The 10,125-nt window shown below is 69.3% G+C and carries 11 protein-coding genes and 1 pseudogene; 3 read left to right on the top strand and 9 right to left on the bottom strand.

Going from position 1 to position 10,125, the window contains the following annotated elements:
* The first annotated feature begins 240 nt into the window (after positions 1-240).
* Complete coding sequence (locus AB0I76_RS14745; protein WP_357034682.1) at positions 241-519, top strand: hypothetical protein; 279 nt, start codon at positions 241-243, stop codon at positions 517-519.
* A 288-nt stretch (positions 520-807) separates the two neighbouring features.
* Here AB0I76_RS14745 and AB0I76_RS14740 read toward each other — a convergent pair whose 3' ends face one another.
* From AB0I76_RS14740 to AB0I76_RS14705, 8 genes and pseudogenes are all read right to left on the bottom strand, one after another.
* Entirely contained in the window at positions 808-2,001 is a 1,194-nt protein-coding gene (locus AB0I76_RS14740) for a tyrosine-type recombinase/integrase (RefSeq protein WP_357034680.1), read from the bottom strand.
* Positions 1,998-2,222, bottom strand: a complete 225-nt coding sequence (locus AB0I76_RS14735) for a helix-turn-helix domain-containing protein (protein WP_357034678.1) — start codon at positions 2,220-2,222, stop codon at positions 1,998-2,000. Before AB0I76_RS14735 ends, AB0I76_RS14740 begins: the two co-directional genes overlap by 4 nt.
* Positions 2,219-3,953, bottom strand: a pseudogene (locus AB0I76_RS14730) (replication initiator). Before AB0I76_RS14730 ends, AB0I76_RS14735 begins: the two are co-directional and overlap by 4 nt.
* The gene (locus AB0I76_RS14725) at positions 3,950-4,582 is read right to left on the bottom strand and encodes a GGDEF domain-containing protein (protein ID WP_357034676.1); all 633 of its coding nucleotides are present in this window, start codon (positions 4,580-4,582) and stop codon (positions 3,950-3,952) included. Before AB0I76_RS14725 ends, AB0I76_RS14730 begins: the two are co-directional and overlap by 4 nt.
* Positions 4,579-5,193, bottom strand: coding sequence for a DUF2637 domain-containing protein (locus tag AB0I76_RS14720; RefSeq protein ID WP_357034673.1), 615 nt, complete (start codon positions 5,191-5,193; stop codon positions 4,579-4,581). The genes AB0I76_RS14725 and AB0I76_RS14720 overlap by 4 nt, the downstream gene beginning before the upstream one ends.
* Positions 5,190-6,620, bottom strand: coding sequence for a cell division protein FtsK (locus tag AB0I76_RS14715; RefSeq protein WP_357034671.1), 1,431 nt, complete (start codon positions 6,618-6,620; stop codon positions 5,190-5,192). The genes AB0I76_RS14720 and AB0I76_RS14715 overlap by 4 nt, the downstream gene beginning before the upstream one ends.
* 3 nt (positions 6,621-6,623) lie before the next feature.
* Entirely contained in the window at positions 6,624-7,082 is a 459-nt protein-coding gene (locus AB0I76_RS14710; RefSeq protein ID WP_357034669.1) for a hypothetical protein, read from the bottom strand.
* 93 nt (positions 7,083-7,175) lie between these two features.
* Positions 7,176-7,598: a hypothetical protein gene (locus AB0I76_RS14705; protein WP_357034667.1), complete on the bottom strand. Its 423-nt coding sequence runs from the start codon at positions 7,596-7,598 to the stop codon at positions 7,176-7,178.
* A 143-nt stretch (positions 7,599-7,741) separates the two neighbouring features.
* On the opposite strand from AB0I76_RS14705, the gene AB0I76_RS14700 reads away from it, so the two are divergent.
* Entirely contained in the window at positions 7,742-8,605 is an 864-nt protein-coding gene (locus AB0I76_RS14700) for a GntR family transcriptional regulator (RefSeq protein ID WP_357034665.1), read from the top strand.
* Positions 8,602-9,108 carry a nucleoside deaminase gene (locus tag AB0I76_RS14695; RefSeq protein ID WP_357034663.1) on the top strand — a complete coding sequence of 169 codons (507 nt, stop codon included), beginning with the start codon at positions 8,602-8,604 and terminating at the stop codon, positions 9,106-9,108. The genes AB0I76_RS14700 and AB0I76_RS14695 overlap by 4 nt, the downstream gene beginning before the upstream one ends.
* A gap of 356 nt (positions 9,109-9,464) precedes the next feature.
* On the opposite strand, the gene AB0I76_RS14690 is transcribed toward AB0I76_RS14695, so the two are convergent.
* A complete protein-coding gene (locus AB0I76_RS14690; RefSeq protein WP_357034661.1) occupies positions 9,465-9,824 on the bottom strand; it encodes a hypothetical protein in 360 nt (119 codons plus the stop codon).
* Positions 9,825-10,125: the final 301 nt, after the last annotated feature.

The following is a 10,125-nucleotide window of genomic DNA, read 5'->3' as shown; positions in this document are numbered from 1 at the left end:
GAGGTGGCTTAGCCAGCCGAAGAGATGAAGACGTGCGTGCCGAATTGAGTTCAAGGAAGGATCAATGCGGCCCGCAAGCGGGGCGCGCCTGCCCGGTCCCGGCCTGCTGGCGACCTTCGGACGGCATCAGCCGGGCCGACCCGCCCCGCTGGCAGGAAACACCGACTCTGTCCTGGTAGTTACCGGCAGGCAGCTGAAGAATGAGACGGGAGTGGGCCGGACGGATACTCGGAGGCGACCGTGAAACTGACTCCTGAAGAGCAGTGGGCGTTGAACGCGCCGTGGACCGAATTGATCGCCCGAGGCGAGGTGGAGGTGGAGTACGAGCCTCGCCCGGTGGTGACGGTGTTTCCGGTGCGGCTCGGCCCCGCCGATGGCATGTGGGTGGCCAAGGAGGCCGATCGCCGCGGCGTCACCCCTTCCATGTTGATCGAGGACCTGGTGAGTCAGGCACGCCGAGCGGCGGACAGCTGTTCAGCAGATGAAAACGCCGGCGACGGACCCGGGCTCCAGGATTGATTGATCGTGCATCCATGGATGCACGCCGGGGGAGGGAAACGCGCTCTGACGTCACGTTCCGTCGACACTGCTACATACAGAATCCGGACAAACCCGCATAACCACAGGTCACCGGTACCCTCTCCTTCCGGCTACGGATCAGAAGGTTAGGGGTTCGAGTCCCTTCGGGCGCACAGAGCAAGGGGAAGCCCCCGACCAGCCGAAACGGCAGGGTTGGGGGTTCTTTCGTGTCCGCCAGAATCAGCCTTCGAGCGGACGGGGGAGCCAAGCTGGGAGCCACCGGGTTCCTCACTGCCCGAACAGCGCACGGGACATGGCCGCCGCAGCAGAACGGCGATCGCCTTCCATCAGGTGCCCGTACACGTCCTTGGTGATCGCGATCGACGTATGCCCGAGGACTTCCGACACCACATGCAACGGGGTGCCCTGGGCAAGCATGAGCGACGCACCAGAATGGCGAAGTTCGTGCGGGTGCCAATGTCCGAGCCCGGCCCGCTTGCACAGCGCCGAAAACCGGTGGGAGAAGTTGTCCGGATCGAGCGGCGTACCGACCTCGCTGGGGAAGACCAGGCCGTGATCCTGCCACGCCTCACCGGCAGCCAACCGTTCCTCCGCCTGCCGAGCCCGATGTCGACACAACAGCTCCACCAGCTGGGGCGTGAGGTACAGCGTTCGCCGGGAGCGTCGCGTCTTGAGCTCGCTGACCACCAGGCACGTACGCCGACCGGTCACATCCGGGTTCCGCTCCTTGATCCGCTTGACGCTGTGCGTCACCAGCAGCGTGCCTGCCGACCAATCCAGTCGATCCCACCGCAGCCCGAGCGCTTCACCCCGCCGCAATCCGTAGGCGAGCATGATCGTCACCAGGGCTTCCTTGCGTTCACCCCGAAGTCCGGCCAACAGAGTCCGCGCCTGCTCAGGGGTCAGCGTGCGCCCCTCCTTGGCGACCACGCGAGGAGCCGCCGACAGCGCAGCGACGTTCCGCGCGACCAGGCCCTCCCGCTCGGCCTGGCCCAACGCCTTCCGCAGCACCGTCCGCATGATCCGCACGCTGTTGGTGCTGTAGCCCGCGTCGCGCTTCGCTTTCCACAGCAGGTCACAGTCCGACACCGTCAGCTTGGTCAACTTCCTACGACTCAGCGCCGGACGCAGATGCAGCCGGACCGTGTCGGCGTAGTCGTCTAGCGTCGAGGGCGCCACATGGCCCGGCAGGTTCACCGACAGCCACCGGTCGAGGAAGTCGCCCACCGAGATCCGGTCGTCCGGCACGGGCAGGCCGGCGTCGAGCTGGTCGCGCAACTGCCGAAGCTTCTTGGCGACCTCCTCGCGCGTCTGCCCCGACACCTTCTTGCGGACCCGTTTACCGTCCGGGCCGTAGCCCAAGGAGACAGCACCGCGCCAGCGGTCGCCGTCCTGGTAGATAGAGTCCTCGCCCTGGCCGCGCCGTGGCCGAACCCTCTTCTCCCCGCTTTGACGCGTCACGCCGCCTGCTCCTCTTCCAGTTGCCGAACGAACTCCGTCAGAGCCGAGGCCGCGATACGCCGACGCCCGCCGACCTTGATCGAGCGCAGACGACCAGAGCGCATCAGCTCGAACACAGCGGTCCGACCGATGGACAGCGCCTCCGCGGCCTGCTCGGGACGCAGCAAAAGACGACCGACAGAGGACGACGCATCAAGCGGCTGGCCTGTCGTCGTGGTCATTCCATGGGTCCCTTCTCGTTGAGGTGTTGAGCCGAGGCATCCGGTGGCGGTGCTGTGTCTGCGCGCCTTCGCGCGGCGTCCAGTTGCGCGCGCCATTGGATGCGTTCGGATATCGCGCGGAGGACGCGGTGGCCGAGGGGCGCAACGTCGGGGTCGGTGGGTCGGGCGAGTTCCCACGCGTGCCGCTGTTCCCCGCCGGCCGGTGCGGTGTCGGCGTCGGTGGTGACGCCGAGGAGGGCCTTGACCCAGTCGCGGCGGTCGGCGCGGTGGTCGGTCAGGGTTTTGCCGGACCACTGGCGGGAGATGAGGACGCGTCGGCCGCCGATGCCGAGGGTGTCGCGCTTGTGGACCTTGTTCTTGCAGTTGCCCGGCCGCAGCCCCGGCCGTGCCTTCTTGGGTTGGAGGCCGTAGAGCAGCCAGTTGGCGCACCGTTCGGAGCACGGGGTGTGCCGAAGCTCTTGCCAGAGCCGTTCGAGGTGCGCCCGCTGGCGGGCGGTGGTGACCTGGTGGCAGTCGGCGGCCTGCTTGGTGAGGTACCTGGTGATGTAGCCGACGCACCGGTCGGCGTCCTTGGTGCCGGCGAGGACGCCCTTGGCGTCTACCTGAACGCCGAACCGGACGACGTGCACAGGTTCGGCGTCGGGTTCGGCGTCGACCAGGTCCAGGGCGTCATCCCACGACGGCAGCAGCGCGCCGCTGGTGGGGTCGGTGTAGCCGGCGGCGTTGGCGTCCCACTGCGGCGCGTTTCCCGGTTCGTAGACCCGCACGTCGACCGAGGGCCACCACACCTGGTGGTAGGTGGCGGCAGCGACCTGCCGGACGAGGGCGCGGGGGATGGTGCCTCGGATGGCGAAGTGCGCGTGCGGGGCAAGCCGTCGCTGAGGCTCGACGGCACCGGCGTACTGGACGTTCCATCCGACCGCGCGGCGCAGGTTCTGCCAGAACCGGTCTAGCAGGCGGGGGAAGTGCACGGCGTCCCATGCGGCGCGGCGGTAGTCGTAGGCGTCGGGGTCGACCGGCGTCCCGTCGGAGTGCACGCGGCCGTAGGAGCCGAGGGTGAGGGTGAGGAACATCGACGGCCGGAACACCTGCCCGCCGTGGCCCTCATACGTGCGGCCCACGGTGCGGTTCTCCACTGGCAGGCGGGGCAGGTCCGGGGCGTCCTGCCGACGCTTCGTGGAGCGGACCCGGCGCTTGCCGTCGCCGTCCTCCTGGTCCTCGCTGGCGTGCGGCGGTGCGGGACGGCCCCGGAGTCCTTCGGTGGTGATCTGGGATTCCAGTTCGGCGATCGCGTCGTCCAGGTCGGCTACCTGGTCCCATTGGGAGGCGCGGGCGGCTTCGTCGCGGGCGAATTCCAGGTGCGCGCGGGCGACGATCAGGCCGCGTTGGGCGTCGGTGGCGGGTTTCGGTCCGGGGTCGGGTTCGTCGGTCCGGTGCCAGCCTTCGCGGATCTGCTGCTGGCGTAGCCGGCGGGCGCGGGTGGCGCAGGCGGGGGCACTTGGCTTCCTGGGTGGCGCCGCAGGGCATGTCGATGACCTCGGTTTGCCCGGAGTCGAGGTCGGTGCGGCGCAGGCTGACGGGGCGGGTGCAGACGCCGTAGTCAGCGGCCAGGTCGGCGACGACGTCGACGGAGCGGGGCATGAGCATCCGGGCGGCCCGGGAGCCCGGCCTCGGCTCCTGCGGAGTGGCAGGGGCGGGGTCGAGGCCGGGCAGCGTCGGGGTGAGCGTCATCGGCCCACCTCCGCAACCAGGTCGCGGACGCGGACGGTGGGGCGGGTGTCGGTGGCGTGGTCGTCGCGGTGGCGGTCGAACACGGCGACGCCGGTGCGGGTGGTCTTCGCCCGGTACATGGCCGCGTCAGCGTCAGCGAGCGCGCCGGCCAGATCCCCGGCGGTGGGTGCGAGTCCGATGCTGGCGGTCACCGACACCGCGACACCGGACGGGAGGCGGACGGGTGCGGCGATGGCGGCGGCCAGCTGGCGGATGGCGTGGGTCGGGTCGGGGTCGAGCAGGAGGGCGGTGAACTCGTCCCCTCCGAGGCGGGCGGCGACGCCGTTGACCGATCGGAGGCGGTGGGCGACGCCGGTGAGGACGATGTCTCCGGCGGCGTGGCCGTGGGTGTCGTTGACCGGCTTGAAGCCGTCCAGGTCCACCACCGCGATCCACGGCCGGTGCGGGGCGAGCTGCTCCCAGGCTTGGGCGAGGCCGGTGCGGTTGGCCAGGCCGGTCAGCGGGTCACGGGCGGCGGCCCGCTGGAAGGCGGCCAGCTCGTAGCGGACAACGTAGAGCCGGTACTGGTCGAAGCAGAAGACGGCGAGGCCGGCGACCAGGAACAGGCCGGAGAGCAGGTGATCGGTCATCGGGTCACCTCCCGAGTGAGCGGGGTGCCGTTGTGGCGGACGAAGGCAGCCGGCGGCACCGGCACGACCGGCGCGAGCGCAACCGGAGCCGATACGGGCGCGACCGCAGGCGGGTCGATCGGGCGGACGGGCGGGGCGACGCTGGCCGGAGCCGGAGCCGGAGCCGGAGCCGGAGCCGGAACGGCCGGCGGTTCGCCGGTCGCGGCCGGGGCGGGCGCGGTGGTGAGGACGAGTTTGGACAGGCCGATGAACGCCAGCGCCGGGACGGCCGAGAGCAGCCACCCGGACAGGCCCGGCTTGGCGACGGCGAGCTGCGCCGCAAGCGAGAGGGCGACGGCGGCGACGAGCAGGAACATCGGGTAGCCGATCGGCCCGCCCGTGCGGCGTCGGCGGCGGATGGTGAGCAGGGCAGCGACGGGGACCAACTCACTGATGACGGCGTTGGCCCAGCCGAACCACGCCCCGGTCCCTGGCGGGGAGTTGTCGAGGGTCCAGTCCTTGACGTGGGTGAACGACGCGGCCCCGGCGAACCCGGCGACAGTCAGGAGGATGAGGACCAGGACCAGGCCCTCGACACGGTCCGCGCGGGTGGCGGTGGGATGCGGCTTCATGCGGCACCGTCCAGGATCTCGCCGTCGATCACGCGCAGTCGGCCGTAGGTCTGGGCCATGTCACGGATCTCGTCATCGGACAGGTACGAGAAGCGGACCCGCATCGGCGTCGGGTCCCCGTCGATGACCACGAACCCCACGCCGGGCAGGGACTGCGGGATACGGTCACACAGCGCGCCCCGGTCCCGCATCCCGTCCCCGAGGACCAGGTCCACCTGAGCGGCCTCAGCCAGCCGCAGGCCGATGCGGGTCGGGAACAGGTCGCGGAACGGCAGCACCTCCTTGCGGGGATCCTGAATCGCGGCGACCACATGCACGCCGACCGCGCGGCCCTGCGAAAGCAGGATGGACAGCGCGGCCTTGATCCGGTCCTTCAACTGCCGGTCGGTCAGGTAGGCGGTCAGGTTCGCCAGCTCGTCGATGACGACGACGATCAGCGGCTCGTCCGGGGTCGGGGTGTGCTGGCGGGTGCGGCCGTAGAGCTTCCCGGCGCGGTCCTTGGCGACGGTGGCGGCTTCCTCGATGAGTTCGCACATGGCGGCGTAGTCCTTGCGGGCGAACCGGGTGAACATCGGCGCGCCCATCCCGAGTTCCATGCCGCCCTTGGGATCGAGCCCCCAGATTTGGACGAGGCCGGAGGTGACCCCGGCGGCGAGGGAGCGGACTACGGACCAGATGACCGAGCCCTTCCCCGCACCCGTCGCACCGACCACGAGGACCTGCGTGCCGAACAGGCGCAGCTCGTAGCCGTCGCCGTCCTCCTGACGGCCCACCGGCAGTGCGGTGAACTCCGGTACCGCCGGCACGGGCAGGGGGCGGACGAGCTTGGCGAGGGGGTCACCGCGGAACAGGTGCAGCAGCACCACATCCGGACGCGTACCCGGAACGGCCTTGACCTGACGGACGCCGAACGTGTGAGCGAGGCGTTCCGCGACGCGGGCGAAGTCGTCGGGAATCTGCCCGGTCACCATGCGGACCGTCACCACGTCCACGCCCGAGGCGCACCGGACCCGCCGCAGGACGGGCAGCACCGTGTGCGCGTCGAACGAGACAGCGAGCTTGGCGGTGACCATCGCGGCGTGCCAGTTGCGGCGGTACACCATGCGCCCGTAGCGGGACAGGATCGGCCACCAGCCGAACCGCAGCCACGACGCCCGGTGCCCGAACGCCCACCCCGTCGACACGACGGCGACCAGGCCGACGACACCGACCGGACCGGCCCAGCCGAACCGGAAGTAGAGCCAGGCGAAGAACACCGCCGGGGCGGTGACGTACCAGAAGCGCACCAGGACCAGGACCAGGCGGCCGAGGGCCTTGATGGTCCACCACGACAACGCGAGCCACATCGGGATCCGCACGTACGGGGTGCGGACGTTGATCGGAGCCGAGTCGATCCGGTCACCCCGGATCACGTTGACCAGTGGCATCGGTCAGCCCTCCCCGACCACAGAGGCGAACAGGGAGCCTTGGCCCGGCGTGCCGGGACGACGACGGACCAACCGACGACGCACCGGGGGCCGGGGCGGCATCAGCGCGGCCAGGTCGACCGGGCCGGTCTGCGGGGCGGGAACGTGGCGGGTCATGGTCGGAAGCCACCGGCCCCGACCCAGGACGGCCCGCAGGTCGACGCGGTCGGACACGTGCGGGGCGATCAGGTCCGGATCGAGTTGGCGCAGCTTGACCACCGTCCGGGCCAGGGCAGCGGCGGCGGCGGCGATCTCGACCAGGGCGGCGACGCGGACGGCGTCGGACGGGATGGTGGTGTAGACCTCGTGGGCGGCCCGGATACCAGGGCCGGCGAGGCGCATGACGGTGCGGCGGTGGGTGCGACGGTGCGGGGCGAGGCGCGGGTTCCCGACGATGCGGGCAGCGTCAGCTAGCGTGGGCATCAGCCCAACTCCTTCCAGGGAGAAGAGGCGAAGCGCGGGGCGGGGAGTCGTCCTTGGCGGGGTTGAAGTCCCGCCCCGCGCATCCGAATCTGGTCAGGCCGCCTGCTTCACGGCGGCGGGTTCGGTCATGGCACCGGCGCGGATCGACCACGCCTGACGCGCCCGGCACTTCCCCGAGCCCTTGCACCGCTGCGAATCCACGTACGGCGTGAGCGTCACGTCGGAGAAGGTGACCGCCGGCGGATAGCCGGGGATCTTCGACGCCGGCGGCACCGGCTGCTGAGGGGCGGCGATCTTTACCTTGACCTCCTTGGACCCGCCGAACTTCCCGGCCTCCGGGTCCAGGTCCAACACCTTGACCACCCACAGCCGCTCGCCGGTGTCCTTGTCACGCGCCTGGTCATCACCCTGACCGCGCTTGTCGAAGTCCGTCACCGGCTCCACACCCAGGCACAGCGCCCCCTGCGGGAAGACGTAGTCGAACGGAACCGGAACCTTGATCGTGTTCGGGACCATGCCCTCTTGCCTCCTGTTGTCGCCGGACGTCTGCCGGACCGGACAGCTAGTTCGCTAGTTCGCTAGCAAACATACAATCGACAGTAAGGCATGCATCGCTCAGGGAGCAAGAGGTTTGCTGGCAAACCTGCGAGGATGGGGAAATGGAGCCACGTCCAACAGTCGTTCCGCTGCCGATCCAACTGAAGATCGCTGACGACATCCGCATGCAGATCGAGCGCGGCGAGCTGACGCCGGGAGACTCACTGCCCACGCTGGCCGAGCTGGCCGAGCGCTGGTCGTGCTCTGTCGGATCCGCCCGAGCGGCGATCGCCCTACTCAAAGCCCAGGGCCTCATCAGCAGCGGACGCGGCAAGGCACCAGTGGTGCGCGTTCCACCCCGGAAGGTCATCCGCTCGTCGGAGCGTCACCAGGTCGAAAAGGACCTTGCCGCACGACCCGAGGCCGAGCGTGCCGTCGTAGGCGAGGCCGAAACCAACCTCAACATGCAGATCAGCGAGCAGGAGTTCCGCTCCCGGTACGACCAGCTAGAGGCCGGAGCGGACCTGGCCGACCTGTTCCGGATCGAGCCGACAGACCTGCTGCTGCGGCGGCGCTACGACTCGACCGACAGGGCGACCGGCCTGCTCCTCTCGTCGAGCGTCTCCTACATGCCGGTGGCGCTCATCAGCTCAAACCCCGCGCTCCTGGACGAAGCCAACGAGCCGTGGCCGGGAGGAACCCAACACCAGCTCTCGACGGTCGGCATCGAAATCATGACCATGATTGACGAAGTAACAGGCCGGATGCCCACTACTGCGGAGGCCCAACTCTGGGGCCTACCAGACGGCGTTCCCTTCATCCTCTGCCGACGCATCTCCCTGGACGCCAACGAGAGAGTCGTCGAAGTCTCCGACGCCGAATACCCGGCCGACCGGACCGAACTCCGATTCGTCACCCCACTCAAGCCCTGGCCCAGGCGCAGATCCGGCGGCAAGCCGTCAGGGCGGCAAGGAGGAAGACCATGACCTCACAACTGAACGCCCAAGACGAGCGGTTCCTGACAAGAGCCATCGAGATTTCACGGCGCGCTCTGGAGGACGAAGGCAAGACCCCGTTCGGTGCCATCGTCGTCATATCCGGGGAGATCGTCGGCGAGGGCACCAGCAGCGTTGTCCAGCTACGGGACCCGACCGCACACGCCGAGGTCATGGCCCTGCGCCATGCCGGCAGCAACCTGGGGCGGCACCTCTTCGAAGACGGCGTCATGTACGCCAGCAGCGAGCCCTGCCCCATGTGCCTCATGGCCTGCTACTGGGCACGCATCCCCCGCCTGATCTTCGGAGCCAGCAGCCACGACGTAGCGACCTACGGCTTCGAAGATCTCCAGTTCTACCGAGAGGTCGCCCTACCGACCGAGCGCCGGTCACTGCGCGAGGAAGTTGCCGAAGGAGCCCTCCGGGACCAGGCTGTCGACGTGCTACGCAAGTGGGCCGACATACTGCCATCACCGGTCGTGCCCAAGCTCTGACAAGGCCCGCTGCTATCCGACAAATGATCTGCGACAGCTCTCCGTCAACTGATGCGCGACAGGGTCGAGGCGTCTAGGTCCTAACTGGCCGGGAATCAACGCCGTGCCATGCAGCCGATGTCAGTGCATCCGATCCTGCAGGCGGGGACCCTGAGCAATTCGGTTAGAACTACCGTGTGGTCAGCGTTGAAGAGATGCCCGCCTTGACTGCCGTGCTCAAGTGGTGGACGCCTGAAGTTCGGGGTTATGAGGCCGGCGTCGCCGCCGCACGGCCGAGCTGATCCACCGGTCGCGCCGGTGGATCAGCTCGCATCCGCCCCGTCGAACGAACGACGGGCACCCTCAGGCTGGCAGCGTCACGGACAGCGGTCGCCTTCCAGCACGAGCAGCGCCTCGTAGTCCGCGCCGGCCGGCGGCTTCCCGAGCGACGTCATCGGCACGTCGAAACTTCGAGCCCCCTCGGCGCCAGGCGCCCGCACCTTGACATAGAGCATCTCGGCGTTCTCGCCCACGGACGCCACGCCGTCCTGGTCACCGGCGCGGAGTGTGACCCACTGGGTCGTAGTCTCGCGCACCGTGTCCAATTGGAGCTCGACGTCTGCGCCGCACTGGTTGACCGCGTCCACGCTGATGGCCTGCTGGCATCCACCGAGACTCAGCCCGATTGCCGCCACAGCCAGGGCCGCGATCAATCGGTGTCGGGGGGACTTCACCATGGCCAGCCTCGCGGTCGCTCTCCCTGCCCGTAATTGTTCCCGACATGGTACGCCCGCCGCTCCCAATACACGCTCGGTGATCGGCGAACAGGGAACCATCTGCACTTGCCGTGATCAGCGCGCTGAGGCGCGGCGAATCAGTTGGCGGACGAATGCCGCGCATCAGTCGACGGAGGACATCTGACAAGGTCCGCTGACTGCCGAATTGACCTCTTAAGGATCAAGGCGGCCCGCAAAGCGGGCCGCGCCGGCCCGGCCCCGGCCTGCGGGCGGCCGCCGGCCGGGCGCGGCCGGGGCCGGC

It is taken from the genome of Micromonospora sp. NPDC049799 (assembly GCF_040656655.1).
Lineage (GTDB): Bacteria > Actinomycetota > Actinomycetes > Mycobacteriales > Micromonosporaceae > Micromonospora.
Note: the sequence above shows the minus strand (reverse complement) of the source record. Positions and strands in the feature narration are given on the sequence as shown.

Coding starts and splice junctions, on each gene's coding strand:
- AB0I76_RS14735 (WP_357034678.1), bottom strand. CDS start 2,222: ATGACCACGACGACAGGCCAGCCGCTTGATGCGTCGTCCTCTGTCGGT.
- AB0I76_RS14725 (WP_357034676.1), bottom strand. CDS start 4,582: ATGACCGATCACCTGCTCTCCGGCCTGTTCCTGGTCGCCGGCCTCGCC.
- AB0I76_RS14720 (WP_357034673.1), bottom strand. CDS start 5,193: ATGAAGCCGCATCCCACCGCCACCCGCGCGGACCGTGTCGAGGGCCTG.
- AB0I76_RS14715 (WP_357034671.1), bottom strand. CDS start 6,620: ATGCCACTGGTCAACGTGATCCGGGGTGACCGGATCGACTCGGCTCCG.
- AB0I76_RS14710 (WP_357034669.1), bottom strand. CDS start 7,082: ATGCCCACGCTAGCTGACGCTGCCCGCATCGTCGGGAACCCGCGCCTC.
- AB0I76_RS14705 (WP_357034667.1), bottom strand. CDS start 7,598: ATGGTCCCGAACACGATCAAGGTTCCGGTTCCGTTCGACTACGTCTTC.
- AB0I76_RS14700 (WP_357034665.1), top strand. CDS start 7,742: ATGGAGCCACGTCCAACAGTCGTTCCGCTGCCGATCCAACTGAAGATC.
- AB0I76_RS14695 (WP_357034663.1), top strand. CDS start 8,602: ATGACCTCACAACTGAACGCCCAAGACGAGCGGTTCCTGACAAGAGCC.
- AB0I76_RS14690 (WP_357034661.1), bottom strand. CDS start 9,824: ATGGTGAAGTCCCCCCGACACCGATTGATCGCGGCCCTGGCTGTGGCG.